General features: G+C 62.5%; 30 protein-coding genes. 13 read left to right on the top strand and 17 right to left on the bottom strand.

Translation table 11 applies throughout. The features are described from left to right. Positions 1-23: 23 nt before the first annotated feature. Positions 24-1,448 (top strand): SLC13 family permease, encoded by a 1,425-nt coding sequence (locus NKH41_RS18390; protein WP_352933238.1) that lies wholly within the window; start codon positions 24-26, stop codon positions 1,446-1,448. A gap of 1 nt (position 1,449) precedes the next feature. Beyond that, the gene (locus NKH41_RS18385) at positions 1,450-2,640 is read left to right on the top strand and encodes a glycerate kinase family protein (RefSeq protein WP_352770929.1); all 1,191 of its coding nucleotides are present in this window, start codon (positions 1,450-1,452) and stop codon (positions 2,638-2,640) included. A 142-nt stretch (positions 2,641-2,782) separates the two neighbouring features. Here NKH41_RS18385 and NKH41_RS18380 read toward each other — a convergent pair whose 3' ends face one another. Then, positions 2,783-4,033, bottom strand: a complete 1,251-nt coding sequence (locus NKH41_RS18380; RefSeq protein ID WP_352770931.1) for an MFS transporter — start codon at positions 4,031-4,033, stop codon at positions 2,783-2,785. A gap of 128 nt (positions 4,034-4,161) precedes the next feature. Between NKH41_RS18380 and NKH41_RS18375 the strand changes: the two genes are divergently transcribed. Next, a complete protein-coding gene (locus NKH41_RS18375) occupies positions 4,162-5,043 on the top strand; it encodes an AraC family transcriptional regulator (protein WP_352770932.1) in 882 nt (293 codons plus the stop codon). Between the two features lie 99 nt (positions 5,044-5,142). Here NKH41_RS18375 and NKH41_RS18370 read toward each other — a convergent pair whose 3' ends face one another. The 6 genes from NKH41_RS18370 to lgt form a co-directional block, all read right to left on the bottom strand. Then, complete coding sequence (locus tag NKH41_RS18370) at positions 5,143-6,078, bottom strand: ribose-phosphate pyrophosphokinase (RefSeq protein ID WP_023678427.1); 936 nt, start codon at positions 6,076-6,078, stop codon at positions 5,143-5,145. Positions 6,079-6,331: 253 nt separating this feature from the next. Further along, on the bottom strand, positions 6,332-6,952 hold the full coding sequence (locus tag NKH41_RS18365; protein WP_023678426.1) for a hypothetical protein: 621 nt from the start codon (positions 6,950-6,952) through the stop codon (positions 6,332-6,334). Positions 6,953-7,006: 54 nt separating this feature from the next. After that, positions 7,007-8,158: a M24 family metallopeptidase gene (locus tag NKH41_RS18360; RefSeq protein ID WP_023678425.1), complete on the bottom strand. Its 1,152-nt coding sequence runs from the start codon at positions 8,156-8,158 to the stop codon at positions 7,007-7,009. Further along, positions 8,158-8,946, bottom strand: coding sequence for a peptidoglycan editing factor PgeF (gene pgeF, locus NKH41_RS18355; RefSeq protein WP_352683930.1), 789 nt, complete (start codon positions 8,944-8,946; stop codon positions 8,158-8,160). Before pgeF ends, NKH41_RS18360 begins: the two co-directional genes overlap by 1 nt. Before the next feature lie 138 nt (positions 8,947-9,084). Next, positions 9,085-10,173 carry a class I SAM-dependent methyltransferase gene (locus tag NKH41_RS18350; protein WP_352770934.1) on the bottom strand — a complete coding sequence of 363 codons (1,089 nt, stop codon included), beginning with the start codon at positions 10,171-10,173 and terminating at the stop codon, positions 9,085-9,087. Continuing rightward, positions 10,170-11,021, bottom strand: coding sequence for a prolipoprotein diacylglyceryl transferase (gene lgt, locus NKH41_RS18345; protein WP_352770936.1), 852 nt, complete (start codon positions 11,019-11,021; stop codon positions 10,170-10,172). Before lgt ends, NKH41_RS18350 begins: the two co-directional genes overlap by 4 nt. 131 nt (positions 11,022-11,152) lie before the next feature. Between lgt and NKH41_RS18340 the strand changes: the two genes are divergently transcribed. From NKH41_RS18340 to NKH41_RS18330, 3 genes are all read left to right on the top strand, one after another. After that, positions 11,153-11,455 carry an accessory factor UbiK family protein gene (locus NKH41_RS18340; protein WP_352469829.1) on the top strand — a complete coding sequence of 101 codons (303 nt, stop codon included), beginning with the start codon at positions 11,153-11,155 and terminating at the stop codon, positions 11,453-11,455. 331 nt (positions 11,456-11,786) lie between these two features. Then, the gene (locus NKH41_RS18335) at positions 11,787-12,287 is read left to right on the top strand and encodes a type III secretion system chaperone family protein (protein WP_023678420.1); all 501 of its coding nucleotides are present in this window, start codon (positions 11,787-11,789) and stop codon (positions 12,285-12,287) included. Positions 12,288-12,293: 6 nt separating this feature from the next. After that, the gene (locus NKH41_RS18330; RefSeq protein ID WP_352778020.1) at positions 12,294-12,653 is read left to right on the top strand and encodes a tRNA-binding protein; all 360 of its coding nucleotides are present in this window, start codon (positions 12,294-12,296) and stop codon (positions 12,651-12,653) included. A gap of 12 nt (positions 12,654-12,665) precedes the next feature. On the opposite strand, the gene NKH41_RS18325 is transcribed toward NKH41_RS18330, so the two are convergent. The 4 genes from NKH41_RS18325 to NKH41_RS18310 form a co-directional block, all read right to left on the bottom strand. Next, a complete protein-coding gene (locus tag NKH41_RS18325) occupies positions 12,666-13,688 on the bottom strand; it encodes a glycosyltransferase family 4 protein (RefSeq protein ID WP_352770938.1) in 1,023 nt (340 codons plus the stop codon). Between the two features lie 205 nt (positions 13,689-13,893). Further along, positions 13,894-15,309, bottom strand: a complete 1,416-nt coding sequence (locus NKH41_RS18320; protein ID WP_352541020.1) for an ATP-binding protein — start codon at positions 15,307-15,309, stop codon at positions 13,894-13,896. Between the two features lie 50 nt (positions 15,310-15,359). Then, positions 15,360-16,079 carry a response regulator gene (locus NKH41_RS18315; RefSeq protein WP_023678415.1) on the bottom strand — a complete coding sequence of 240 codons (720 nt, stop codon included), beginning with the start codon at positions 16,077-16,079 and terminating at the stop codon, positions 15,360-15,362. Then, positions 16,066-16,593, bottom strand: a complete 528-nt coding sequence (locus NKH41_RS18310) for a MarR family winged helix-turn-helix transcriptional regulator (RefSeq protein ID WP_023719182.1) — start codon at positions 16,591-16,593, stop codon at positions 16,066-16,068. Before NKH41_RS18310 ends, NKH41_RS18315 begins: the two co-directional genes overlap by 14 nt. Positions 16,594-16,842: 249 nt before the next feature. On the opposite strand from NKH41_RS18310, the gene NKH41_RS18305 reads away from it, so the two are divergent. From NKH41_RS18305 to NKH41_RS18295, 3 genes are all read left to right on the top strand, one after another. After that, positions 16,843-17,736: a branched-chain amino acid aminotransferase gene (locus NKH41_RS18305; protein ID WP_352450493.1), complete on the top strand. Its 894-nt coding sequence runs from the start codon at positions 16,843-16,845 to the stop codon at positions 17,734-17,736. A 145-nt stretch (positions 17,737-17,881) separates the two neighbouring features. Beyond that, a complete protein-coding gene (locus NKH41_RS18300; protein ID WP_352450492.1) occupies positions 17,882-18,193 on the top strand; it encodes a hypothetical protein in 312 nt (103 codons plus the stop codon). 176 nt (positions 18,194-18,369) lie between these two features. Next, a complete protein-coding gene (locus NKH41_RS18295) occupies positions 18,370-19,011 on the top strand; it encodes an MBL fold metallo-hydrolase (RefSeq protein ID WP_352450491.1) in 642 nt (213 codons plus the stop codon). Positions 19,012-19,080: 69 nt separating this feature from the next. On the opposite strand, the gene NKH41_RS18290 is transcribed toward NKH41_RS18295, so the two are convergent. The 3 genes from NKH41_RS18290 to NKH41_RS18280 all read right to left on the bottom strand — a co-directional run bounded on the left by NKH41_RS18290 (position 19,081) and on the right by NKH41_RS18280 (position 20,335). Beyond that, on the bottom strand, positions 19,081-19,491 hold the full coding sequence (locus NKH41_RS18290) for a BA14K family protein (RefSeq protein WP_352687867.1): 411 nt from the start codon (positions 19,489-19,491) through the stop codon (positions 19,081-19,083). Positions 19,492-19,682: 191 nt separating this feature from the next. Beyond that, positions 19,683-19,895 (bottom strand): cold-shock protein, encoded by a 213-nt coding sequence (locus NKH41_RS18285; RefSeq protein ID WP_006202521.1) that lies wholly within the window; start codon positions 19,893-19,895, stop codon positions 19,683-19,685. A 227-nt stretch (positions 19,896-20,122) separates the two neighbouring features. Then, the gene (locus tag NKH41_RS18280; RefSeq protein WP_006202520.1) at positions 20,123-20,335 is read right to left on the bottom strand and encodes a cold-shock protein; all 213 of its coding nucleotides are present in this window, start codon (positions 20,333-20,335) and stop codon (positions 20,123-20,125) included. 490 nt (positions 20,336-20,825) lie between these two features. On the opposite strand from NKH41_RS18280, the gene NKH41_RS18275 reads away from it, so the two are divergent. Next, a complete protein-coding gene (locus NKH41_RS18275) occupies positions 20,826-21,227 on the top strand; it encodes a Kazal-type serine protease inhibitor family protein (RefSeq protein ID WP_352770941.1) in 402 nt (133 codons plus the stop codon). A 137-nt stretch (positions 21,228-21,364) separates the two neighbouring features. Here NKH41_RS18275 and NKH41_RS18270 read toward each other — a convergent pair whose 3' ends face one another. Then, positions 21,365-21,610, bottom strand: a complete 246-nt coding sequence (locus NKH41_RS18270; RefSeq protein ID WP_023678408.1) for a hypothetical protein — start codon at positions 21,608-21,610, stop codon at positions 21,365-21,367. Next, entirely contained in the window at positions 21,607-21,873 is a 267-nt protein-coding gene (locus NKH41_RS18265) for a hypothetical protein (protein WP_352770943.1), read from the bottom strand. The genes NKH41_RS18270 and NKH41_RS18265 overlap by 4 nt, the downstream gene beginning before the upstream one ends. A 367-nt stretch (positions 21,874-22,240) precedes the next feature. Here NKH41_RS18265 and NKH41_RS18260 point away from each other — a divergent pair, with 367 nt between their 5' ends. From NKH41_RS18260 to NKH41_RS18250, 3 genes are all read left to right on the top strand, one after another. Continuing rightward, positions 22,241-22,423, top strand: coding sequence for a hypothetical protein (locus NKH41_RS18260; protein WP_023678406.1), 183 nt, complete (start codon positions 22,241-22,243; stop codon positions 22,421-22,423). Between the two features lie 10 nt (positions 22,424-22,433). Next, positions 22,434-22,700: a DUF1488 family protein gene (locus NKH41_RS18255; protein ID WP_352683477.1), complete on the top strand. Its 267-nt coding sequence runs from the start codon at positions 22,434-22,436 to the stop codon at positions 22,698-22,700. Positions 22,701-22,881: 181 nt separating this feature from the next. Next, entirely contained in the window at positions 22,882-24,537 is a 1,656-nt protein-coding gene (locus NKH41_RS18250) for a tetratricopeptide repeat-containing sulfotransferase family protein (RefSeq protein ID WP_352770945.1), read from the top strand. Here the strand turns inward: NKH41_RS18250 and NKH41_RS18245 are convergent. Then, positions 24,524-24,877, bottom strand: coding sequence for a DUF1428 domain-containing protein (locus tag NKH41_RS18245; RefSeq protein WP_352683481.1), 354 nt, complete (start codon positions 24,875-24,877; stop codon positions 24,524-24,526). The two genes, NKH41_RS18250 and NKH41_RS18245, sit on opposite strands and share 14 nt — an antisense overlap. Positions 24,878-24,909: the final 32 nt, after the last annotated feature.

Here is a 24,909-nt window from a genome sequence, read left to right as displayed (position 1 = left end):
CCCTTCGGGAAAGGACACCGCCGGTGCTCTGGCCGATATGGCGAGCCGCACTGATCGGAACCTGTGTATCCCTGTGTGTGGCCATCATTGAATTCGGCCTCTCCGCGCTCCCGTCCGACGCCCGGCGAGCGCTCGAGATCCTGCTTGTCGCGATCATCGGGTGGACCCTGACGCCGTTCGACGACACCTTCGTTGCGATCGCCGCCGGGCTGGCAATGGCGCTGCTGGTCAACCGTGATCCAGGCGCGCTGTTTCATGCGCTCGGCGATGAGTTGATCTGGCTATTGCTTGCCTCCTTCATGTTGGCGGCCACCTTCAAGGCGAGTGGGGTCGCAGATCGCGTTCTCGGCCTCGTGACGGGGCGCATGCGATCGGTTCGCGCAATCGCCTATTCCTTGACGGCCGTCATGATCGCCACAGCCTTCGTCATTCCGTCGACCTCAGGTCGCGCAGCTTTGATGATCCCCGCCTTTCAGGCGATCGCGGGACGCTGTGGAAGCGCCCGGTTGCGAAGGACCTTCGCGCTGCTGTTCCCCACTGTTATCCTGCTCTCGGCCATTGCATCGCCCGTCGGCGCCGGTGCCCATCTGCTGGCGATCGAAATGGTCGGCCGCCTCTCGGGTGTGAAAGTAAGCTATCTGGAATGGATCGCTTTCGGCCTGCCGTTTGCGGCCGTAAGCACCTTCCTTTCGGTCGAATGCCTGCTCCGGCTTTTCCTGTCGCCGATCGAACGGCGGATGACCCTTTTGCAGCCAACGACGGTGACTAGTGGCGGTGCCGGATTGGCACGGCAGCCGATACTCTGGATCGCCGGCGGGGTTGTCATCGCGTGGCTGACCGAACCTGTCCACGGACTTGATGCCACCGTTGTCGCTCTTGGCGGCGCTCTCTTGGCCACACTTCCTAGAGTAGGCTCCGTGGCGTTTGGCGATGCAATCAAGAGTGCGGAGTGGAAGCTGCTCTTGTTTCTGGCGGCGACGATCTGCTTGGCAGACGGCCTGACGGCATCAGGCCTCAATCGGTGGTTGATCGAGACGACTGTCGATCCGCTGCGCGGCACCGGCTTGGGCCCGTTGGCGCTTATCTCCTTATTAGCCTTGCTTGGGCTTTTCAGTCATCTCGTGATCCACAGTCGCACGGCGCGTGTCTCGGTGCTGCTGCCCCCGGCGCTGATGCTCGCATCGACAGCGCGGCTCGACCCTCTCCTGGCAATGTTTGTCCTCGTCTCGGCGACCGGCTTTTGCCAAACCCTCGCGATCTGCGCGAAACCGGTCGCGCTTTTCGCGGGGGTCGACGAGGAAGGCTACGGCCCGAAAGACCTCGCCTTGCTCAGCTCAATCCTGCTGCCGATGCAGTTCATCCTCATCGTCGTGTTCGCGGTCGCCGTGTGGCCAACCACCGGAGCCCTGCTCAACACGCTCCATCTGCAACTTGTTGGAGAGCCGTAGAATGTCGAAAAAGAAAGGATTGACGAAACGAAGACGGCTTCGAGTATTGGTCGCACCCTCCGGCTTTAAGGAGAGCCTCGGCGTTCGTGATGTCATCGCTGCATTGGCGCGCGGCGTTCGCAATGCCGTTCCGACAGCAAAGATCCTGGGCCTTCCAATGGTGGATGGCGGCGAGGATTTTACGCGGACCCTTGTTGAATTGTCTGATGGCGAGCTGCATTCCGTCACAGTGACGGGACCGGTGGGACAACCCGTGGCGGCCAATGTCGGTTTTCTCGGGCGAAGAAAGAAACGGACAGCAGTTCTGGAAATCGCGGCGGCTGCCGGGCTCCGGCTCGTCCCCACGGACATGCGTGACCCGACCCGCACTACAAGTTATGGGGTTGGTGAGTTGATTCGTTTTGCGCTCGATCTTGGCGCGGAAAGAATTCTGATCGGCTGCGGTGACTCGGGTGTCAACGATGCAGGAACCGGCATGGCCCAAGCATTAGGCGTGCGTCTGCTCGACGGCGGCGGCCGTCCCATTTCGGGGAGCGGCTCGGCCCTCTCATCGCTAGCTCGTGTCGATCTTTCCAATCGTGATCATCGCCTTTCGAATGTTCGTATCGACGTCGCGGTAAATCCCTACAACATGCTGCTCGGCGAGAGAGGCGTCGCCCGGGTGTTCGGCCCGCAAAAGGGTGCAACACCTGACCAGGTGGTTTTGCTCGAGCAGGGCATGGAAAATGTCGCTCACGTCGTTCGCCGCGACCTCGGCGTCGACGTGACGTCGCTTGTCGGCGGAGGAGCTTCCGGGGGACTCGGCGCCGGACTTCACGCCTTTGCTGGGGCCCGGCTGCATCCGCGCTTCGACCTGATCCTGCGGTATATGGATCTCGATCATCGGCTGTCAAACGCCGACATCGTCATGACAGCCGAGGGTGGCCTGGATGGTCAGACGAGCTTTGGAAAGATACCAGCCGAGATTGCCCGGCGCGCGAAACGTCACAATCTGCCCGTCATCGCCTTGGCCGGAACGATCGGAGCAGGTGCAGAGGCGACCCACGACATCGGCATCGATGCCTTCTTCAGCATTCTGTGCCGACCGTGTTCCCTCGAAGACGCGATCCGTGACGCCGACACGCTGCTGGCGAACGCTGCCGAGCAGGCATTCCGGCTGATGCGGGCGACGCGTGCTTTCAAGTTCAGATGACGGAGCGTGTTTCAGATGACGGAGCGTGTCAGCCAATGGCCGCGATGTCGCTACGCGGCGGCCCTGACCGGCTCGAAGTCTATGTCGAGAACCGAATTTCGCGCTGCCCGGTGGGCGGGGAAGCCGAAGTCCAACCCAAACTTCACCCGATCGTGGTCCCCGCCTCCGCCTTCCTCGCTTCCTTCATGTTAGGCAGAAGGACCGTCAGCAGCCCGAGCAGCGGCAAATACGAGCAGACCTGGAAGACGAAATCGATGCCCTTCATGTCGGCGACGACGCCAAGCACGGCGGCCGCGATGCCGCCCATGCCGAAGGCGAAGCCGAAAAAGATGCCGGCGATCATGCCGACCCGGCCGGGCACCAGTTCCTGCGCGAATACGACGATGTTCGAGAAGGCCGAGGACAGGATCAGGCCGATCAGCACGGTGAGAACCATTGTCCACTCGAAATTGGCGTAGGGCAGGGCCAGGGTGAAGGGCAGCACGCCGACGATCGAGAACCAGATCATCGCCTTCTGTCCGTAGCGGTCGCCGAACGGGCCGCCGAGCAGGATGCCCAGGGCCGAGGCGCCGAGGAACAGGAACAGCATGACCTGCGACATCTGCACCGAAACGCCGAATTTATGGATGGCATAGAAGGTGTAGTAGCTGGACAGGCTGGCGATGTAGGCGTTCTTGGTCAATACCAGCAAGGTCAGCACCGCCAGCGCGCCCAGGACCTTGCGGCGCGGGAAAGGCGAAACGAAGCCTGCCGCTTTGCGGGTGCCCTGTGCGGCGCGCAGGCGGCTGTACCAGCCGCCAACCTGCCACAGCACGATGATGCCGATCAGCGAGCCGCCGGCAAACCAGGCGATGCTGGTCTGGCCGAAGGGCACGACGATGAATGCTGCCAGCAGCGGCCCCATCGCCTGGCCGAAATTGCCGCCGACCTGGAACAGCGACTGCGCAAGACCGAACCGGCCACCGGAGGCGAAGCGGGCGATGCGCGAGGATTCCGGGTGGAAGATCGCCGAGCCGATGCCGATCAGCGAGGCGCCGATGAGGAGCAGCGAGTAATGTCCGGCATAGGCCAGCACGACCAGCCCGATCAGCGAAGAAGCCATGCCGTAGGGCAGCGAATAAGGCATCGGCCGCTTGTCGGTAATCATGCCGATCACCGGCTGCAGCAAGGATGCCGTCACCTGGAAGGTAAAAGTCAAAAGGCCGATCTGCCAGAAATCGAGACCATAATTGTCCTTCAGCAGCGGATAGATCGCCGACAGCAGCGACTGCATGATGTCGTTGATGCAATGGCAGAAGCTCACCGCCAGGATGACGGTGAAGGCCGTCGCCTGAGCTGAAATGTGGCTGGCCGCTGCCGGCTTGGCGTCGGCGGTTGCTGTGGTATCGGTCAAGGCAGGCTCCGTGGTCTTTTTGGCGGGCGCTCCCGCAGGCGGTCTTATGGGGCGCAGCCTTATACGTTGCTTGTCACGCGACTTCTTTCGTGGTTTGGTCCAATAGTTTCGCAAGTGGGCCATAGCTGATGCCGCATGGCAGGGAAATGTTCAGAGCGGGCGACACCGATCTCGGGCTGTTGCATGAGCGTCGCTGGCAATGGCTGGAAGAGGCCGTCGGGCCGGCAGTGGCGCTGCCGACCGAATATCCGGACGGCTACCATGTGCCACGGCACCATCATAGCCGCAGCCAGTTGCTGCACGCGCTGGTCGGTGTCGTGCTGGTGACGACGCGGCATGGGCGCTGGATGGTGCCTCCGGACCACGCGATGTGGATCCCCGCCGGCACCGAACATTCCGTCGAGATGCTGGGCGACGTCAGCATGCGGTCCGTCTATGTGATGCCGGAGGCCATTCCCGGCCTGCCGGACGGGTTGCGTGTCGTCGGCATCACCGACCTGATGCATAGCCTGATCGTGGAATCGGAAAAGCTGCCGCAAGGCGCCGAGCTGAAGGGGCGGGGCGGACTGATCATGAAGCTCCTGCTGCACGAAATCCCGAACCTGCCGGAACGGCCGCTCGGTCTTCCGTTCCCGTCCGATGCAAGGTTGGCGACGCTGTGCCGGCGCTTCGTGTCGGCACCGTCACCGCATGCGACGATCGACGAGTGGGCCGCTATCGTCGGCATGAGCCGCCGCTCTTTCACCCGCGCGTTCCACCGCCAGACCGGATTGTCGCTGTCGACCTGGCGTCAGCAGGCCTGTCTGTTCGCGGCGCTGCCACGGCTGGCCGACGGCGAGCCGATCACGAGGGTGGCGCTCGATCTCGGCTATGACAGCGTGCCGGCGTTCATCACCATGTTCAAGCGCATGCTGGGAGCCTCGCCACGCGGTTACATGCGGGGCGCCCGTGATGCTGGCGAAGGTGTGCGACGAACAAGTGGTCCGGCTCGGCCTGAGGCGCAGCCCTGAAGGGCGTCGCGTTCGACCGGCCTCATGCGACGCGCTTTGGGTTCTTGTTGTATGCATGTCGTTATCGCAAAACCGCTGCACAGTTTTGCGCGACACGCATTAATCGAACAGGCTCGACACCGATTCCTCGGTCGCCGTGCGCGAGATCGCCTCGCCCATCAGTTCGGCGATGGAGATGACGCGGATATTGGCGGCGTCCAGCACTGCCTGGGTCGGCTGGATGGAATCGGTGATGACCAGTTCCTGCAGTTTCGAGGCGCCGATGCGGGCGATGGCGCCGCCGGACAAAACGCCATGGGTAGTATAGGCGGTCACACTGGTGGCGCCATCGGCAAGCAGCGCATCGGCCGCATTGCACAGCGTGCCGCCCGAATCGATGATGTCGTCGATCAACAGGCAATCCTTGCCGCGCACGTCACCGATGACGTTCATGACTTCCGATTCGCCGGGGCGCTCGCGGCGCTTGTCGACGATGGCAAGCTGGGCGTCGATGCGCTTGGCGAGCGCGCGGGCGCGGACCACGCCGCCGACATCCGGCGACACCACCATGACATTGGCAAGCTGCTTGTATTTCGCCTTTACGTCGCGGGCCATGACCGGCACGGAAAACAGATTGTCGGTCGGGATGTCGAAGAAGCCTTGAATCTGGCCGGCATGGAGGTCCAGGGTCAGCACCCGGTTAACGCCCGCCCTGGTGATCATGTTGGCGACCAGCTTGGCCGAGATCGGTGTGCGGCCCGAGGCACGGCGATCCTGCCTGGCATAGCCGAAATAAGGAATAACCGCAGTGATGCGCTTGGCCGAAGAGCGCATGAAGGCGTCGATCATGATGAGCAGTTCCATCAAATGATCGTTGGTCGGGAACGAGGTGGACTGCAGGATGAAGACGTCCTCGCCGCGCACATTCTCCTGGATCTCGACGAAGATTTCCTGGTCGGCGAAGCGCCTGACGCTGGCCTTGCCCAGCGGAATGTTGAGGTAGCGGGCGACTGATTCGGCCAGCACCCTGTTGGAATTGCCCGCGAAGAGCTTCATGCACCGTTCCTGGCGAAGGATTGAGAGACTCCGGGATAGCACTCCAGCCTCTTAGTCGGGCTTTTAGCGGCCCGCGCCGGTATTGCAAGCGTCGTGAATGGGAATCCGCCGGCTAATCTCAATAAACGCTTACGGCTTGACGATGCGGCGATAGGTCCACTTCGACGCCGACGGAATCGGCATAGCTCTATCTTTCAGTCTGAGTATGATCTTTTCCGAAAACCGGATTTCACTTTCGGAATTATGCTCCAGGTCAGCCGGCGCCGCCGCCAAGCCAGGTGGCGAACTGGTCGATTGTCTGGTCGGCAATTGCCTGCATGGTCGCAGGCGCGACCGCCGTCCAGCCTTCGCCGCCGCCAACAGACGGCGCCTTCTGCTGGCCGTTGATGCGATGCAGCCGGTTGCCGGCCGGGTCATAGATGTCCCAGACATAGATGACGGTAGTGTCCTTGCCTTCCGTCATGGTCGAGAAATAGCCCTTGAGCACATGTGTTGGGGTCTGGTCGGTGCTGCCGGCCAAGGTGATGCCGCGCTGCCTGGCGCGTGTCTGAAGCTCGGCGGTCAGCGGTGTCGCGGCTTCTACCGAGGCGCCGACGATCGGCGCCACCTGCAGCCGGGTCCGCGCAATGGCAGCCGCGCTTTTGGCGGGCGGCACGGCTGCTGCAGCGGAAGGCTGCGCCGTATCTGCAGTTTGCGCGGTGCCGGCAGGCTGAGCCGGAGTTGCGGGGGGCGTCGCGGCACCTCCGGCTCCGGAGAGGGATTGCGTCGATTGCGGGGCAATGGCCGAGGGTTCGAGAACGTCCTTCGCATTGGTGCAGGCCGCCAGTGCCAGCGCCACGAGCAATGACACGGTCGTCACATGCGATCGTCTCATTAGCCTGAAAACTCCTTGGCGACGAACGCCCCTTACACTCTTTCCATTATGGATTCACTGCACGATCAAGTCGAGATCATGGCGGGACAGCGGCTTCGGCTGGGATTCGGTGGTCAGATAGGTGCGGCCAAGCGTCATCGCGGTTTCGGTTTCGGAGTCCATGATGATCATATGGGCGAACAGCGTCATGTTCGGCGCAATCGGTTCGGGATTACCCTGATAGAACATCGGCATATCCATCCAGGACGGGGTGAAGCGGGCGCCGAGCGAATAGCCGCAGGCATTGAGCCGGTGCTTGGTCAAGTTGTGGGCTTCGAGGGTGCGGGCATGGGCGTCGAACACGTCGCCGAACGTATTGCCGGGCGTCATCGCCTTCTCGACTGCAAGTAGCGCGGCGCGGGCGGCATCGAACAATTCCTGGTGGCGTTTCGATACCTTGCCGGTCAACACCGTGCGCATCATTGCCGCATGGTAGTGGTGGAAGACACCGGCCCATTCGAGCGTCAGCTGGTCGTTCTTGGTGAGCTTGCGGCGACCGGCCTTGTAGCGGCAAAGCAGGGCGTCGACTCCGGAGCCGATGATGAACTCGTTGGCCGGATAATCGCCGCCGCCGGCAAAGATCGCACCTTGCATGGCGGCGAGGATCAGCGCCTCATCGCCACCCTGCTTGATCAGCGGCAGTGCTGCGTCCAGCGCGTCGTCGGCCAGATTTGCGGCTTTTTCCGCCTTGGCGATTTCTGCCGGGCTCTTGAATAGCCGTAGCCGGCTGACAATGCCGGAGGCATCCGCGATCTGCCCGAAGGTCTGCAACTGCTCGTCGAGGCGCCGGCCATTATAGGCGGTCAGGCCGTGGGTGTCGTATTCGACGCCGATCCGGGCGCCGAGCAGGTCAAGCTCGTTGAGCAGATTGCGCAGATCTACCGCCGGATTGGCGCCGTTGCGGTCCGTCCACAAAACGATGTTGTCGATGATCGAGGTGTGGCGCGCCTGGCGCAAGTCGGCCGAACGCGTCAGCAGCACCATCGAGCCGTCGGCCTTGACCACCAGGCACTGGAAAAAGCAGAAGCCGAAGGTGTCGTAGCCGGTTAGCCAATACATGCTTTCCTGGGCAAACAGCAGGACGGCGTCGAGCTTCTTTTCGGCGATCTCGATCATCAGTCGATCGCGCCGCGCGTCGAATTCCGAGCGTTCGAAATGCAGCGCCATCAGTCAGCCTCCAAAACGATTGCCGAAACCTGCCGCCCGTAGTCGGGCTCGTTGCGATGCGTGCTGCGCCGATAGGAGTAGAAAAGCTCTTCCTCGGCATAGGTGCAGCGGCCAAGTCCTTCGGCATTGACGCCAGCCCTGGTCAGCCGGTCGACCGTGTAGCGGTTGAGATCGAACATCGCGTGTCCGGCATTTGCGGAGGGCGCGAAATAGCGGGCACTGCCGGCATCGGCGTCGACGAAACGGGCGACGAATTCCGGTCCGACTTCGTAATTCCGTGGGCCGATCGAAGGACCGAGCACTGCGACGATGCGGTCGCGCCGGGCGCCGAGGCTTTCCATTGCCGCGATGGTGTTTTCCAGCACTCCGGTGAAAGCGCCTTTCCAGCCGGCATGGGCGGCGCCGATAATGCGCGCCTCGGCGTCGGCGAAGAGGACCGGTCCGCAGTCGGCGGTCGAGGCACCGACGGCAATGCCCGGCCGGTCGGTGACAATGGCATCGGCCTTGGGCCGCTCGCCGGCAAAAGGCTCCCTGGCAATGACGACGTCCGGCGAATGAACCTGGTGAGCGGTTAGCAGATGGTTTGCAGGCACGCCCATCCATTCGGCGACCCGGCGGCGATTCTCGCGCACCAGCGTCTGGTCGTCGTTCGACCCGGTGCCGATATTGAGGCCCCGGTAGATGCCGCTGGAAATGCCGCCGACTCGCGTGAAGTAGCCGTGGCGGATACCTTGCGCCGTTTCCAGCAAGGGCGACCGAACGGGATCCGGTTTGGTCTGATTCAGCATGGCGGCTTTGTTGTCCGTATGGGCGATTTCGTCAAGCGAGTTGAAGGGCGCAGTTGAAGGCTGGTCAGTTTAAGGCTGGCGCAGTTGATGTCGGCCGCTAGTCAGAGACGGAAGAGTGGGAGAGGCGGCAACGAAAAGTCAATCCGTGCTTGGAAACGGCGGAACGGCAATGCCGGCGGGGAGGACGGCAAGCACCTTGAAGAGTTCGCCCATGGCCAGCGGGCCGGCGAGGCGCTCGACGTCGGCCGCGATCTTTTCGCGAGCTGCCTCATCGGCATTGGCGCCGAGCCGGCCAGCTCGTTCGAGAAGCCCCATCTTGAGCAGGAATTCACCTTGCGTTGAGAGGTGGGCATCGAGGCTGTGTGCCCGAACGGTTGCCGCGAGGGCACCGAAATCGACATGGGCTGTGAGATCGGCCTGCCCCGGATTGGCCAGCACGTCCTCATGACCGTGCTTGCGCAAGGCCTGCAAGGTGTCGCCGATCCCGGGCTGGAGGTGACCGTAGTCGAGAAACAGGCCGGCGCCGCCAAATCCGGCAAGTCGCCCGGCGATGGCCGCCATCAGGGCGGCGCGGGCTGGCGCCACCTCGACGATCGCACCTTCCGGCGCATTCTCGGCACCCTCCGGCAGCAGCATCGGGTCGAGCGAGCCGGCGCCGACAAAAAAGCGCAGCCGGTTCGCATCGTCGAGACCGATCATCCGCTCGCGCCAGCCGGCTCCGGCGCGGACGAACTGGCGGATGGGCACCGCGTCAAACAGCTCGTTACCAACAATCAGAAGCGGCGCCTGCGGTAGTGTGTCCACGGCCTCATGCCAGGCGACGGTGGCCGACGTCCCGGCAAGCGTTCGTTTCTGGACCTCGGTCAACCGCGGACTGGTCTCGATCAAGGCGAACGATGCGCTGGCGGTAAGCGTCGGATCGAGCCGCGAAAGTGTGCGCAGCATATCTCTCATCAGCGTGCCGCGGCCGGGGCCTATTTCGGCGATGGCGACCGGCGTCGGCCGGTCGATCGCCAGCCACGCCTGATAGAGCCAGATGGCGACCAGTTCGCCAAACATCTGGCTGATCTCCGGCGCGGTGACGAAGTCGCCGGCGGCGCCGAACGGCTCGCGTGTCGTATAATAGCCGTCCTGCGGATCGAACAGGCAGAGCGCCATGTATTCGCTGATGGGGATCGGTCCCACCGCACCGATCAGCTCGGCGATGCGGGTCTTCAGCCGCGTCATGCCGGCTGCGGTTTTGTCACCGGCTTGGCCGTTGCCATTGCCCAGATGCCGGCCAGCACCATCGGCAGTGACAGCACCATTCCCATGGTCAGCCAGCTCGTGCCAAGGAGGTAGCCAAGCTGCTGGTCGGGCTCGCGAAAGAATTCGATGAAGATGCGCGAGGCGCCATAGCCGGCGATGAAGGCGCCGCCGACGAAGCGCGGCGTCTTCAGCTTGAGCCGCGAATGGGTGAGGAAGCGCAGGATAAGGAACAACACCAGCCCTTCGAGCAGCGCCTCGTAGATCTGGCTCGGATGGCGTGCAAATGGACCGCCATTGGGGAATTCGAATGCCCATGGAACGTCGGTCGGCCGGCCCCATAGTTCGGAATTGATGAAGTTTGCCAGGCGAACGAGGCCAAGCCCCACCGGCACGCCGGCGGCAACCACGTCGAACAGCGACCATGTGCGGATGCCGCGAGACCGGGAAAACAGCGTCATTGCGACAATGACGCCGATCAGGCCGCCATGAAACGACATGCCGCCCTGCCAGACGGCGACGATATCGAGCGGATTGGCGATGTAGCGCGGCAGGTCGTAGAACAGCACGTAGCCGGTGCGTCCGCCGAGCACCACACCGATGGCTGCCCAGACGATGAAGTCGTCGAGGTCGACGGGCTTCATCGGCAGGGTGCCGTCGGGCCACAGTTTTGGGTTGGTGACGAGGCGCTTGGCATACCACCAGGCGAACAGAATGCCGACGATGTAGCCGACGCCGTACCAATGCACCGCCAGCGGTCCGATCCGGACGATGACCGGGTCGATGTTGGGAAAGGGCAGGGCGGCCAGCGGCAGCAAATATTCGCTCAACAGGGTCTCCGGGTTCCCAATCAGGTTCGGGCGCGGACCATGCGGCAGGCTTTTGGCGGGGTCAAGGCAAGCATATGCTTGCATTCCGAATCGCGCGCCACTACGTCAATTCGACCAAGCGAGGATTTGCCATGGCGACCGGACCGAACCGCATTCTCGATGAATTCGCCAAGCTGATGACCGATGCAGCCGGTGCCGCGCAAGGCGTGCGGCGCGAGGTGGAGACCGCCTTCAGGGGCCAGGCCGAGCGCATACTCAACTCCATGGACGTGGTGCAGCGCGAGGAATTCGAGGCCGCTCGCGACATGGCGGCGAAGGCCAGGGAAGAAAACACCCGCCTCGCCGCTCGCATCGAGGCGCTCGAGGCCAGGCTTGCCGAATTGACCGGTCAACCAGCGCCTGCGGCTGCGTCAAAGCCGCGTGCAAAAAAATAACAAGAAATAAATCGTTAAACTTTTCCACAAAGCCGGATCGCAAAAAGCGCTTTGTCGTGAATCGCTTACCGGTACTGCGTGAATCTTTGTGACAGCGCCTTTCCACATGCGAATGACGCAGTGCGAAAAATTTGGCTGGTCACGCGACTCCCGATCAATAGACTGAATTTGTTGCATGATTCGGAGCAGGGTCATGCGCCGGGCGGTGGGGTCCGGTCCGGGGTCTTTGCGTTGACGAAGTCCTGGCCGTCCGAGTTCTAGGCAGAATTGTTCGAGTGTGCCTCTCCCGCGGAGCGTGTGGTGGCGCTCCCAGAACGACAGGAAGCATTTCATGGAACTTCTCGAACTCGAATTCTCCCGCGAAATCCATCCGGTGGATGTTATCGAGCAGGTGGCGCACAATAACGATTGGTCCTTCGAGCGGGCCGGCGACGACGAGATCTCGATCTCGGTTGCCGGAAGCTGGACCGACTACCACGTTTCATTCTCCTGGATGGAGGACTACGAGGCGCTGCACCTGGCCTGCGCCTTCGACATCAAGGTCCCGGAGGCGCGCGCGCTCGAGGTGATGCGGCTGCTTTCGCTGATCAACGAGCAGATGCTGTTTGGCCATTTCGATCTCTGGGAGCAGGAAGGCGCCATCATGTTCCGCCAGTCGCTGCTGCTGGCTGGTGGGGTCGAGCCGTCGAGCCAGCAGGTCGAGGTGCTGCTGTCGTCGGCGCTGGAGGCCTGCGAATGCTATTTCCAGGCGTTCCAGTTCGTCGTCTGGTCGGGAACTTCGGCCAAGGATGCGTTGGCCGGCGTGCTGTTCGAAACTTACGGAAACGCCTGACCGTCGATGGTTTCGAGCAACGCGCGAAAACCCGAGATCAGCTTTGCCGATTTCGACCGCGTCGACATCCGCGCCGGCACGATCGTCGAGGCAGAGCCTTTTCCCGAGGCGCGCAAGCCGGCGATCAAGTTGAAAATCGATTTCGGTCCCGTGATCGGAGTGAAGAAATCCTCGGCCCAGATCACGAAATACTATTTGCCCGAAGCCCTGATCGGCCGGCAGGTGTTCGCTGTGGTCAATTTCCCGCCGCGTCAGATCGGGCCATTCATGTCGGAAGTGCTGACGCTCGGCTTTCCCGATGAAGAGGGCGCGGTGGTGCTTGGGGCAATCGAACGCAAAGTGCCGGACGGCGGCAGGTTGTTCTAGCTGCGCTGTTGTTCACGCAGCCAGTTTACGCCTGGTACCCAGCGCTTCTTCGACCGTTTCCATGAACATTTCCGCGCAGGCCTTCCAGCTGTAGCGCATTGCGCGTTGCCGCGCCTCGGCGCGGTCTACGTGAAGGGCGGCGAGCGCTGCTTGCCGCAGGTCGTCCGACACCGCGCCGCCGATGCCGTCACCCACAATATCGATGGGTCCGGTGACGGGATAGGCTGCGACCGGCGTGCCGCTGGCCAGCGCCTCGATGATGACGTTGCCGAACGTGTCGGTACGGCTGGGGAAGACGAAAGCATCGGCCGAGGCGTAGATCTCGGCCAGTTCGTCGTTCGGACGATGGCCAAGGAAATGGGCATCGGGATATCTGGCCTTCAGCTTCGCCAATTCCGGCCCTTCGCCTACGACCAACTTGCTGCCGGGCAGGTCGAGGTCTAGGAAGGCCGGCAGGTTCTTTTCGATCGCGACGCGGCCGACGCAGAGGAAGATCGGTCCGGGAAATCCCAGGTCCTTTCTTTTGTCCGGCCGAAAATGATCGGTGTCGACGCCGCGCGTCCACGGCCGGAGCTTGGTGAAGCCGCGCGCCGCAAGATCGTCGGCAAGCGACTGGGTGGCAACCAGCGTGCCCTGTCCTGAATTGTGGAAATCACGCAGCCAGCGATAGGCCCATGCTTCAGGCACCGGCAGGCGCGCGCTCAGATATTCCGGAAAACGTGTGTGATAGCTGGTCGTGAACGGGCGGCCGGCGTTGCGGCAGTAGCGCCGGGCCATAATGCCGAGCGGTCCTTCGGTGACGATATGGATGTGGTCCACCTTGCGTGCCTCGATCAGCTGCGCCACGCGGTGCGGCGTCGTCAGCGCCAGCCTGATATCGGGATAGGTCGGCAGAGGCAGGGTGCGAAAGATTTTCGGCGTCAGGAAGTCCGTCTCGATATCGAAGGATTTCAGGGTCTCCGAGAGACGCTCCAGCGTGTGGACGACGCCGTTGACTTGCGGGCGCCAGGCGTCGGTGACCATCAGGATGCGCATGGCGGTCCCTTGGCGGCAAGCTTGATTGCCTCGCCGCGACGCCTGAGCGGCGACCACGCCGCAGCTCGGGCGTCGCACCAGCGCACCCGGGCAGGCGCGGGGTCGAAATGAGGCCGCAGGGCCGAATCAATCAGGATCGCGCGCTTCATTGGCGCTCTTCACCATGGTTTCATGACGGGCCGATGAAGGCCGGGTGTCGCTGCCGTCAAGCGGGGACCTTGATCACCGCCCGAAGGCCGCCGAGCGGGCTGCGTTCGAGGACAATGTCGCCGCCATGGCTGCGGGCAATGTCTCGTGCGATGGAGAGGCCAAGGCCGGTGCCGCTGGCGTCGAGGTTGCGGGCCTCGTCCAGCCGCACGAACGGCTTGAATACATCCTCTCGCTTTTCGGGCGGAATTCCCGGGCCGTCATCGTCGATGGTGACGAGCAGCGAACCGCGCCCATGATTGGCATTGATCTCCACCGTCTTGGCATAGCGGAATGCATTGCCGACGACGTTGGACAGCAGCCGCGCAAAGGCATTGGGGCGCACGTGCACATGCGGATCGCCGACAAGCACGGTCGACAGCTTGCGCTTGCGCAGCGCGGCTTCCTCGCGAAGCTTGTCGAAGAAGGCTTCGAGATCGAACTGACCGGCATCTTCCGAAGCTTCGCCGCGTGCAAAGGCAAGGTAGCCTTCCAGCATCGACTGCATGTCGTCGATGTCCTGGTCGAGTGCCTGGGTATCGGCCGCCTTGGTCCCGGCAAGCGCCAATTGCAGCTTGAAGCGGGTGAGGATGGTCCTCAGATCGTGGCTGACGCCGCTCAGCATGGCGGTGCGCTGCTCGAGCTGGCGTTCGATGCGTTCGCGCATCTGGATGAAGGCAAAGCCGGCGCGGCGGACTTCCTCCGCGCCGCGCGGGCGAAAATCGCGCGGCATCGGCCGGCCCTTGCCGAAGCTCTCGGCCGCCTCGGCCAGCGTCAGAATCGGCCGGATCTGGTTGCGCAGGAAGGGAATGGCTATCATCAGCAGCACCAGCGAGGTGCCGACCATCCAGATCAGGAAAATATGGGTGTTCGATGCATAGGCCTGGCTGCGGCGCACGAAGACGCGCAGCACCTTGTTCTCGAGCTGGACGCGGACCTCGACGATATTGGAATTGCCGACCGTATCGATCCAGAACGGACGGTTGATCTGGCGGGTGATCTCGGACGAAAGGATCTCGTCGAGGATCGAGAAGAACGGCTTTGGCCCGGGAGGCGGCAGCGGGTCGGGCGGGAGCAGGTCGACCTTCAGCTGCATGCGATCCTGGGCGATGCGGATGACGTTGGCGTAGTCGGCGTCATGCGGATAGGTCTCTATCAGGTCGATGATGGCGGCGATGTCGCGCACCGTGGCCTGCGACAGGCGTTGCGTCACGGTCTGCCAGTGGCGCTCCATGAAGACAAAGGCGACGACCGACTGCAGCATGATCATTGGCGCGATGACGATGATCAGCGAGCGGGCATAGAGCCGCTTCGGCATGTAAAGCGACACCAGGCGCCAGAAACGGTTCCAGGCGCGCGGCACGGCCTTGAGCGCCCGCGTCGCGCGGGCGCTGAAGCCGCCATCTCCCGGCCGTTCGAGTTGCGTGGTCGCCATTCGTCCTTTCGCTCACCGGGACCCGGCAAAGGGCCGCTGTCGGCGGCATTCTATTCCACGCTGAGCCGATACCCAATACCGCGCACGGTCTGCAGCCAGACCGGATTGGACGGATCGCGTTCGATCTTGCGGCGCAGCCGGTTGATCTGGACGTCGATCGTGCGCTCGCCGACCTCGGATTCATCGCCGACAAGCTCATGCCGCGGTATCGTTTCGCCGGCACGCGCAGCGAAGATCGCCAGGATTTCCTGCTCGCGGTCGGTCAGCTTGAGCGCCTCGCCGCCGCGCTTCAGCTCACGCCTGGCGATCTGGAACGTATAGGGGCCAAAGACCAGCTGTTCGACCTTGGGCGTCGTCGCGGGGCCGCCGCGGCGCAGGATATTGTTGATGCGCAGGATCAGCTCGCGCGGGTCGAACGGTTTAGGCAGATAGTCGTCGGCACCGGCCTCGAGCCCGGTGATCCGGCTGTCGGTTTCGGACAGTGCGGTGAGCATCAGGATCGGCACGTTTTTCTCGGCCCGCAGCGCCTTGGTGAGATCGACGCCGCTTTCACCCGGCATCATGACGTCGAGCACGATCAGATCGAAGTCGAGGCCGGCGAGCTTGCGCCTCGCCTCGCCGGAATTTCCGGCGACGGTGACGCGAAAACCGTTTTCGGTCAGATACTGTTTCAGAAGATTGCGGATACGGGTGTCGTCGTCGACCACCAGCAGATGCGGCGCGTCGTCTTCCGGTGCTGTCGGATGATCAACCCTCTCAATGGTCTCCATGGCTTTTCCCTGACATCTTTGCGGGCACAATATCGATCTGCGCCCTTAGTTCCGGATTTACCATCGCTTCAAGGAACCGTTCGATAACGGCGCGTTCGGTGGCTCCGGAATCTTCCAATGCAGCATGGATGCGGCGCGACTGTGGCCGCGCCAGTGCCAGCGCCAGAGCACGGCCCTTGGCCGTCGGATAAAGCTCGCGCTGGCGGCGGTCTCGGGGGCCCTGCAATTGCACGATATGGTCGGTGTCGATCAGTTGCTTGAGCACGCGCGCCAGGCTCTGCTTGGTGATCTTGAGCACATCGAGGAGCTCGGCGACCGTCAGGCCGGGCCGGCGATTGACAAAATGCAACACCCGATGATGGGCGCGGCCAAAACCGTAATCGGCCAGGATCTGGTCCGGATCGGAGGTAAAGTCGCGATAGGCGAAGAAGAACAACTCGATGATGGCGAAATCGATGCCGTCCTCGTCGGTGATCGCCGTCCTGATCGGCTCTGCGGCTGCGTGGCTCGTCATCTTTTCTCCGTGTGAAGCAGGAAATTATGTCAGCACTATTGACGTATTTTCCGCGCGATGGTAATTTTTGGCAAGCTTTTCGGCGGATTGCGAACGAAAAGGCAAGCGAAGCCGTTTTTTCCGGAACTTCCTGAGTTTGCCAGACCTTAAATATCCGCCTACGCTTTGAGACAATGGCCGCCCGCAGCGGCCGAGGCGAAACACGCAACGACACAATGATGTGCGGGCTGCCGCCCGCGGGAGGTTACCATGGCATCCGTTCCCTTCGACCAACTGGACGGCTTTATCTGGATGAACGGCGAATTCGTCAAATGGGCCGACGCCAAGATCCACGTCTTGACCCACGGGCTGCACTACGCCAGCGCGGTATTCGAGGGCGAGCGCGCTTATGGGGGCGAAATTTTCAAGCTGACCGACCACACCGAACGCCTGCATGAATCGGCGCGCCTGCTTGGCTTCAAGATACCCTACTCGGTCGCCGAGATCGACGACGCCTGCCGCACGCTGTTGAAGAAGCAAGGTTTCCAGGACGCCTATGTCCGGCCGATCGCGTGGCGCGGCAGCGAACAGATGGGCGTTTCCGCACAGAACAGTCGGATCAACTGCGCCATCGCCATCTGGCAGTGGCCAAGCTATTTCGACCCGGCGCAGAAGCTCAAGGGGATCCGCCTCGACATGGCCGAATGGCGCCGCCCCGACCCGCGCACCGCACCGTCGAAATCGAAGGCGGCCGGCCTCTACATGATCTGCACCATGTCCAAGCATGCCGCCGAGGCCAAGGGCTATGCCGACGCCATGATGCTCGACTGGCGTGGCCAGGTGGCGGAAGCGACAGGCGCCAACATCTTCTTCGTCAAGGACGGCAAGATCCATACGCCCAAGCCTGATTGCTTCCTCGACGGCATCACCCGCCGCACGGTTATCGGCCTTGCCAAGGACCGCGGTTTGGAGGTGATCGAGCGCGCCATCATGCCGGATGAGCTTGAAGGCTTCCAGCAGTGCTTCCTCACCGGGACGGCAGCCGAGGTGACGCCGGTTTCGGAGATCGGTCCATACCGATTCGAGGTCGGCGAAATCGCCAAGACGCTGATGAATGACTATTCTGCGGCCGTTCAGCCCAAGCACGCAATCGCTGCAGAATAACGAAAGTCACAGCTTTTTTAACTAGTAAGGGCGGTTTTCGGGCCGCCCCTTTTATTTAAGCGCTTCTGCATTTGACTTTCACACAATTCGGCGTCTCATGATGGGGTCGGCCCGGGAGGCTGGCAGCTATGGAGGGACTGGAAATATGGATATGAACACGCTTCTTCCGATCATTATTCAGGTGATTACGGGTATCATCGGTGGTCAGGCGGTTGGCGCGGCTATCAAGACTGCGGCGATGGGGCAGCTTACCAAAATCCTGGGCGGCGCTGTCGGCGGCGTCGGCGGTGCGGCCATCCTCAACAGTCTGCTGGGTGGCTCGGTCGATCCGGCAGCCGCCGCCACGGCGGCAGGGGCCGGCAGCGCGTTGAACATTTCAAATATCGTTGGCGGTGCCGGCGGCGGCGCCATCCTGACCGGCATCATCGGTGCGGTCATGAACGCGATGAAGAAATAAGCTTTGACGTTTCAGGTTTTCAAATGGGCGGCTTCGGCCGCCCATTTCGTTTGCCGTTTGTGGGAGCGGTGGACGCCGTTCGCGTGTGTCTCTACATCAGGGCCTGGTTCAAGGTTGGAGCTCTCCTGACGCGTTCGAGGGGACGCGCAGCGCTCCGACAGCGTGAAAGGACGAATATGGGTCAGCTCAACGCCGGCATCGTGCCGGTCACGCCGTTCCAGCAGAACTGCACCATCCTCTTCGACATGGACGACAGGCAAGGCGTTGTCGTCGATCCGGGCGGCGACATCGACAAGGTGCTGGCGGCGCTCGAGGACAATGCGATCACTGCCGGCGCGATCTGGATTACGCACGGCCATATCGACCATGCCGGCGGGGCCATGGAACTGAAGGAGGCGCTCGGTATCGAGATCATCGGTCCGCATGCCGCCGACCGGCCGCTGCTCGCCAATCTCGAGAACCAGGCAAAGCGCTACGGCATCACCGATCCCGTGCGCAACTGTGTCCCCGACCGGTTCCTTGCCGAAGGCGAGACCGTTTCGTTCGGCTCGCACGTGTTCGAGGTGCTCCATTGTCCGGGCCATGCACCCGGCCACGTCGTCTACTATAGCCGGGCTGCGAAGTTCGCCCATGTCGGCGACGTGCTGTTCCGCGGTTCGGTCGGCCGCACCGATCTGCCGGGCGGCAACCACGCCGCGCTGATCGCCTCGATCAAGGAGAAGCTTTTGCCGTTGGGCGACGACATCGGCTTTATCTGCGGCCATGGTCCCGGCGGCCGTTTTGGTGAGGAGCGGCGGAGCAATCCTTTTCTGGTCTGAAACCGCTTGCCGGAAACAAAAAGCGCGGCCTGTGCGACCGCGCTTTTTTCCGACGGGAAACTGCCTTCGCTAATTGGCGGTGCAGAAATGCTGTTCGCCGTCATAGCCGGTGAACGTGCCGGTACGGGCGTTGAAGCTCCGGTAGCGGTCCGAGCAGTATTCGTACCAGCCGCGGGTCCACGGCTCCGCATAGCTTTCGGCATAGGCCACTCGCGGCTGCACGTAATAACGGCGCACCGGGGCAGGCCTGTAGTATTCATCATCATAGGCCGGGTCGTAATAGCGGGGCTGCGGGCTGGCGAGCGCACCGCCGATCAGGGCACCGGCCGCAAGGCCGAGCACGCCGGCCGCAACGGCGTCGCCGTTGCCGTGGTGCCGGCGGTGATGGCGCCATTCGTCGGCATTGGCCGCGGGCAAGGTCGCAAGCGTGGTCGCAACGACCGCGGCGGACAGGATGGCAGTCTTGAAAATTCGGTTCATGTCAGTCTCCTTCGTGCCGGCCCGGGTCGTTTCGGGGGATGCGGTCCGGCTTTAACGAAGATTAATATGCGACCGTGGCTGAACGGGGGCTGAACGAAATTTGGCCAGGCGGTTCATCTAACTGGGCGGTTCAAGCGTGCGGCAAATACCGCAGGCCAGACCGGCCCACGTCCATTCTGCCCGGGGGTGGTTCAGCCGATCGACAGGTTGACGGCTTTCGGACCCTTGCCGCGCTTGTCCGGCTCGGTGTCGAATGTCACTTTCTGCCCATCCTCGAGACCGGGAAGACCCGACGCCTGCACGGCCGAAATATGGACGAAGACATCCTTTGCCCCGTCGTCCGGCGTGATGAAGCCGAAGCCCTTGGCGTGATTGAAGAATTTGACGGTGCCGGTCTGCGGCATGGGAAGCTCCTTTGATCCCACAAGTCCAGTCTCGGGCCGGCAAATGCCCGGACGGAAATTTGTCCTTTATTTTAGTGCCATCGGCAAGAGAAAGTTTTGCGGGTGCCGGCAAGCATCCCGGAACACAAAAGGCGCGACGAAAACCGCCGCGCCTTTACAGAATTCAAGTTCACTCAAAAGCCTTGCAGCATCCTCACACCCCGAAAGGACGCGCGGAACGCCGCCGTTCAGGCGGCGCGGAGATTGACCGCTTTCGGACCCTTGCCCATACGGTCGGGCTCGACATCGAAGGTGACCTTCTGACCGTCGACGAGCGTGCGCAGCCCGGAAGCCTCGATCGCCGAGATGTGGACGAACACATCCTTGGCGCCGCCATCGGGCGTGATGAAGCCGAAGCCTTTGGTAGCGTTGAAGAATTTAACGGTGCCGGTCTGGGCCATTGGGGAAACTCCTTCACCCGTGTCAGTCTTGGTGGTTCCGCCCGCCGCCTGGCGCCGTGGGCAAGTCCCGGTGGTTGCTTCGGCAGTCATGCATTGGCGCATGGTAAAACCCCCCGCCGAAAACGGGGCTGTCAGAGATTCACAGTATCGGGGAAAGGTCGTCCAAAACGTTCCGCTCTCCGGGTCGCAAATGCCCGAACACAAAATTTATCGCACGGAAACGTGATGCTTGCAAGACACAGCCGCGGGCGGCCCCAACAGGCGCATCCCGACGCATCGCACCGATAGTCCGGGTTCGCTGCGCGGTCATCGGCCAGACTTCACCCAGGCATGGTCCAGCAAGCGGGGCAGGTGCTGTCTTGGCTTGCGCCGGCATACCGCTCTGGCTCGCCAGTTGCAAACAGGGGTTGCATCTGGCAGCGGAATGACGAGGATCGGCCTGACCCAGGCACCATTTGTGCGGGCCGGAGTTTCGAGGGAGAGAACATTCATGCGGTTTCTTGCGGCAATCTTTCCGCGGCAGGTTTTTTCCATCCTGTTCCTGTCGGCAATTCTCGCAGCCTGCACCGTCGTGGTGGATGATGAGGGGCCGGGGCCGCGCCCGCCACGGCCGGGGCCGCAATTCTGCACCAGGCAATATGACCCGGTCTGTGCCCGGCGCGGCGGCGACCGCCAGACCTTTGCCAATGCCTGCCTTGCCGAACGGGCCGGATACCGCATCATTCGCGAGGGCGAGTGCCGCGGCGGTGGTGGTGGCGGTGAGGAGCAGACATTCTGCACCCGCGAATACCGCCCCGTCTGTGCCCGTCGCCATGGCGAACTGCGCACATTCCCCAACGAATGCGAAGCCCGCGCGGCGGACTATCGCGTCGTCGATGACGGGTCCTGCTAGCGCACCGACCTACAGCCTGGCCGGATAAGCACCATCTGGGGGCCGGCGTACAGCTCAGCGCCGTTCCCTTGAAGATGCGCAGGCGACGCGGATCTGCGGCATCATCAGCATGTGAAGCAGCGTTGCGGCGCGTCGGCTCAGTTGGCCGGGTTGTCGACCGGTTCGAGATTGTCTTCCGTGGTGACCCGCTCATAGGTCTCCTGATCGCTGCGGATGCGATATTGCGGCGAGCCGTCCTTGACCGGCAGCCGGCTCTTGATCTGGAACAGCTCCGCGGTCTTTTGGGCAAGGCCGGTGCGGCTCTTCATGCGGACGGTCTGGCCGACGGTGAAGATATGCGCCGGCGTGTCCGTGCGCCGCGCATTCTGCTGGAAGCGGATCATGTGACATTCTCCTGGTCGTGCCGAAGCGCTGCGTCGAGCTCGGCATGGTCAATGGCGACAAGCTGGCTGGTCGCGCTTTTCACTGTCCTTGCCGGCAGATGGATGAAAGTGGCGACGCGGCGCCAGGCAGGCCAGGACATGCCGTCGATCAGTTCTTCGTCGTGGTCGATGTCATAGTCGCCGGCCGGCTGCGCGCCATCCAGCCCGCCAAGCACGAAAGGTGCCGCGAAATGCGCTATGGAATGGGTGGTGCGAGCAGACATTCTTGTGCCTCGAAGTTCTCGCTTGTGCCTTGAAGTTCTCGTGCCTTGAAGTTTCTTTCCGGCCTGCCCCGGAAGCGGAGCCTGCATTGCGGTACCAGGTGTCGGCGATTTGGATAAGTTTGGCGGGCCGAGAATCCCTGACACCGCGGGGCCAAGCATGACCCAAAACGGTTTTATACCATTAGTCTGAAAATACGGCTTATTCAAGAAGTTTTCGGCCTCTTACCCCTACCAACGTCAAATTACTTTTCTATAGTTATCCGCAGAACGATGATACGGTCCCGGTGCACCTCAAAAATTGTTTAAAGAACTTCCGAAAAAATTCCTCCGGCATTTGTATTTATCTAGCAATGGAAGGAAGAGAGTCATGAACTCCGCAAGAACACCGGATGTCCCGACAGTTGCAGTCAGTCCTGTCGCAAAGCCGATAAAGGTCTTGTCGCCGCGTCTCACGATAAGAAGCGACGAGGCGGCAAGGCGAAGGATTGCCGACACCGACGGCACGGCGCGGCGGGCGCGCCAGCTTGCCGAAAGCAACCGCCTGATTTGACGCGCAAGCCATGACGCTCAATTTTCCCAATCCCAGCCGCTCCTATGACCCGGCGGCCAAGCGCATTCGTTTCGTCGGCCATGACGGCATGCTCGAAGTCCCGTTCTTTGTCGAGGTCGCGGCACTTTCGGCGGCAAACCCGGCAGCAAGCGGAGCCGAGGCCGAATTTCTCAGCGCCTTCGACGCCAAGCGTTCGTCGATCCACGAGATTGCGCGCCAAGCCTACTCGCACGGCCGCAGGAACATGTATGTGCTGACGCCGGCCGACTTTCGGTAGCTCGGTGGGTTCCGAGGTTCGCTCCCTTGCGACCGCCTCTGCTCTTGCACGCGCCGCAGCGATGGCCTAGATCGCGGCAGGCGGACAACACGGCAGGTTTCCCATCAACAGAGATCCGAGACAACCGGCAGGCGCACGTTACGGCTCAGGCGGGCAGCCACCACTGGGGCTCGACCAGTACGTGCAGCAGGCGCTGCAGTTGCACCAGGCGGGGCGCCGGCAGGAAGCCGAGGCGCTTTACCGACAGGTGCTGGCGCAAAAGGCCAACCACCCGGCTGCTGCGCATTTCCTTGGGCTTCTGCTGCACCAGACCGGGCGCAGCGCCGAGGGGCTGGCGCTGATCGAACAATCGGTGCGTCTGCAACCGAACAACCCGGATTTCCTCAACAATCTCGGCACCGTGCTGCGCGACCTCGGCCGGGTCGCGGCCGCCGCCGATCTCTTCCGCAAGGTGGTGGCGATTCGGCCGGACCAGCTGGCGGCGCGTGACAATCTCGGCTCGTCGCTGAAGCAGCTCGGCCAATTCGAAGGCGCCGAGGATATTTATCGCGGCACGATCGGCCGTAACCCGTTCCATGTCCGCGCCCGCGTCGGGCTTGCCGAAACGCTGCAGGAAGCGGGCCGGCTGGATGAGGCACTGGCTGTTTTTCGCGAGGCGCTGACGATCCGGCCGAAGGATGCCGATCTTTTGCACGGCCTGGGTGTCGGGCTGATGGAAAAGGGCAATCTCGACGAGGCTGCGGATCTTTTCAGGCAGGCGCTGGCTGTGGACCCCGGCATGGCGAGGGCCTGGCTGATGCTTACCCAGGTCAAGCGCCAGAAGGAGCGCGATGCCGAGCTTGCCCGCATGGAGGCGGAGCACGCCAAGGCGCCGCAAGGCAGCCTGGCGCGCATGCAGCTTTCCTTCGGTCTCGGCAAGGCCAACGACGACCTCAGGGATTATGGCCGCGCCTTCGACTATTTCGCCGAAGGCAACGCGATCCGCCGACAGGGCATAGACTACGACGCCGGCAAGACGCGCGGCGAGTTCGAGGCGATGAAGGCGGTGTTCGACAAGGCCTTTTTTGAAAGGCACAGGCCAGGCGGGATAGCCGACGCCACGCCGATCTTCGTCGTCGGCATGCCGCGTTCCGGCACCACGCTGGTCGAGCAGATCATCGCCAGCCATCCGCAGGTCTATGGCGCCGGCGAGCTCAGCATTTTAAAGACGGCGGTCGGCAAGCAGTTTCCGCTCAGCATGAAGGGCGGCTTTCCCTGGGGCATCGCCGACATGCCCGACAAGGCCTATGCCGAGGCCGGCCAGGCCTATCTCGACATGCTGCACGCCCGCTATCCGGGTTTTCGGCACGTCACCGACAAGATGCCCGGCAATTTCCTCTTGGTCGGCTTCATCCATATGATGCTGCCGAAGGCCAAGATCATCCATTGCGCGCGCGATGCGGCGGCGACCTGCCTGTCGATCTATAAGGTGCACTTCCGCGGCGACAGCCATCGCTACGGCTACGATCTCGACGAGCTCGCCGATTTCCACAATCTGTACACCGACATCATGGCGCACTGGCACGCCGTGCTGCCTGATGTCGTGCACGACGTTCGCTACGAGGATTTCGTCGCCGACCAAGAAGGCCAGTCGCGGGCGCTGATCGCCCATCTCGGCCTGCCGTGGGACGACGCCGTGCTGTCGTTCCACCAGACCGACCGGCCGGTGCGAACGGCGTCGGCTGCGCAAGTGCGCCAGCCGATGTATCAGGGCTCGGTCGACCTGTGGAAGCGCTATGGCGACCGGCTGAAGCCGCTGCTCAATAAACTTGATCGAGGGGCGCCTACAGCTCGATGAAGGGCTGAAAACCGCCAAAGATCATGCGCTTGCCGTCGAACGGCATGGTCTCCCAGTCCTGCTTGAGACGAGGATCGGCCATCACCTTGGCCATCACCGCGTCGCGGCTCTGGCGCGATTCGTAGACCACCCATGAGAAGATGACGACCTCGTCGTCCTTGGCCTGTACGGCGCGCGGGAACGAGGTGAGCTCGCCATAAGGGACGTCGTCGCCGACGCATTCGACGTAGGCAAGAGCACCGTGCTCCTTCCAGACGGCGCCGCCGGTTTCCGCCAGCTTCTTGTAAGCATCGAGCTTTGCCTTCGGTACGGCAAGTACGAAACCGTCGACATAGGACATCTGATTTCCTCCATGCGATCGTTTTCCTCTCC

The sequence above is a fragment of the Mesorhizobium sp. M1169 genome, from assembly GCF_040318345.1.
In the GTDB taxonomy this organism is placed as follows: Bacteria; Pseudomonadota; Alphaproteobacteria; order Rhizobiales; family Rhizobiaceae; genus Mesorhizobium.
This window is presented reverse-complemented; position numbering and strand designations above follow the sequence as displayed.

Excerpts from the sequence above, each read along its gene's own strand:
- NKH41_RS18335 (WP_023678420.1), top strand. The coding sequence starts at position 11,787 with ATGGAACTTCTCGAACTCGAATTCTCCCGCGAAATCCATCCGGTGGAT.
- NKH41_RS18245 (WP_352683481.1), bottom strand. The coding sequence starts at position 24,877 with ATGTCCTATGTCGACGGTTTCGTACTTGCCGTACCGAAGGCAAAGCTC.
- NKH41_RS18385 (WP_352770929.1), top strand. The coding sequence starts at position 1,450 with ATGTCGAAAAAGAAAGGATTGACGAAACGAAGACGGCTTCGAGTATTG.
- NKH41_RS18360 (WP_023678425.1), bottom strand. The coding sequence starts at position 8,158 with ATGGCGCTGCATTTCGAACGCTCGGAATTCGACGCGCGGCGCGATCGA.
- NKH41_RS18275 (WP_352770941.1), top strand. The coding sequence starts at position 20,826 with ATGCGGTTTCTTGCGGCAATCTTTCCGCGGCAGGTTTTTTCCATCCTG.
- pgeF (WP_352683930.1), bottom strand. The coding sequence starts at position 8,946 with ATGCTGAATCAGACCAAACCGGATCCCGTTCGGTCGCCCTTGCTGGAA.
- NKH41_RS18350 (WP_352770934.1), bottom strand. The coding sequence starts at position 10,173 with ATGACGCGGCTGAAGACCCGCATCGCCGAGCTGATCGGTGCGGTGGGA.
- NKH41_RS18315 (WP_023678415.1), bottom strand. The coding sequence starts at position 16,079 with ATGGAGACCATTGAGAGGGTTGATCATCCGACAGCACCGGAAGACGAC.
- NKH41_RS18340 (WP_352469829.1), top strand. The coding sequence starts at position 11,153 with ATGGCGACCGGACCGAACCGCATTCTCGATGAATTCGCCAAGCTGATG.
- NKH41_RS18255 (WP_352683477.1), top strand. The coding sequence starts at position 22,434 with ATGACGCTCAATTTTCCCAATCCCAGCCGCTCCTATGACCCGGCGGCC.
- NKH41_RS18325 (WP_352770938.1), bottom strand. The coding sequence starts at position 13,688 with ATGCGCATCCTGATGGTCACCGACGCCTGGCGCCCGCAAGTCAACGGC.
- NKH41_RS18295 (WP_352450491.1), top strand. The coding sequence starts at position 18,370 with ATGGGTCAGCTCAACGCCGGCATCGTGCCGGTCACGCCGTTCCAGCAG.
- NKH41_RS18310 (WP_023719182.1), bottom strand. The coding sequence starts at position 16,593 with ATGACGAGCCACGCAGCCGCAGAGCCGATCAGGACGGCGATCACCGAC.
- NKH41_RS18320 (WP_352541020.1), bottom strand. The coding sequence starts at position 15,309 with ATGGCGACCACGCAACTCGAACGGCCGGGAGATGGCGGCTTCAGCGCC.
- NKH41_RS18375 (WP_352770932.1), top strand. The coding sequence starts at position 4,162 with ATGCCGCATGGCAGGGAAATGTTCAGAGCGGGCGACACCGATCTCGGG.
- NKH41_RS18290 (WP_352687867.1), bottom strand. The coding sequence starts at position 19,491 with ATGAACCGAATTTTCAAGACTGCCATCCTGTCCGCCGCGGTCGTTGCG.
- NKH41_RS18265 (WP_352770943.1), bottom strand. The coding sequence starts at position 21,873 with ATGTCTGCTCGCACCACCCATTCCATAGCGCATTTCGCGGCACCTTTC.
- NKH41_RS18370 (WP_023678427.1), bottom strand. The coding sequence starts at position 6,078 with ATGAAGCTCTTCGCGGGCAATTCCAACAGGGTGCTGGCCGAATCAGTC.
- NKH41_RS18270 (WP_023678408.1), bottom strand. The coding sequence starts at position 21,610 with ATGATCCGCTTCCAGCAGAATGCGCGGCGCACGGACACGCCGGCGCAT.
- NKH41_RS18300 (WP_352450492.1), top strand. The coding sequence starts at position 17,882 with ATGGATATGAACACGCTTCTTCCGATCATTATTCAGGTGATTACGGGT.
- NKH41_RS18280 (WP_006202520.1), bottom strand. The coding sequence starts at position 20,335 with ATGGCCCAGACCGGCACCGTTAAATTCTTCAACGCTACCAAAGGCTTC.
- NKH41_RS18260 (WP_023678406.1), top strand. The coding sequence starts at position 22,241 with ATGAACTCCGCAAGAACACCGGATGTCCCGACAGTTGCAGTCAGTCCT.
- NKH41_RS18285 (WP_006202521.1), bottom strand. The coding sequence starts at position 19,895 with ATGCCGCAGACCGGCACCGTCAAATTCTTCAATCACGCCAAGGGCTTC.
- NKH41_RS18365 (WP_023678426.1), bottom strand. The coding sequence starts at position 6,952 with ATGAGACGATCGCATGTGACGACCGTGTCATTGCTCGTGGCGCTGGCA.
- NKH41_RS18330 (WP_352778020.1), top strand. The coding sequence starts at position 12,294 with ATGGTTTCGAGCAACGCGCGAAAACCCGAGATCAGCTTTGCCGATTTC.
- NKH41_RS18305 (WP_352450493.1), top strand. The coding sequence starts at position 16,843 with ATGGCATCCGTTCCCTTCGACCAACTGGACGGCTTTATCTGGATGAAC.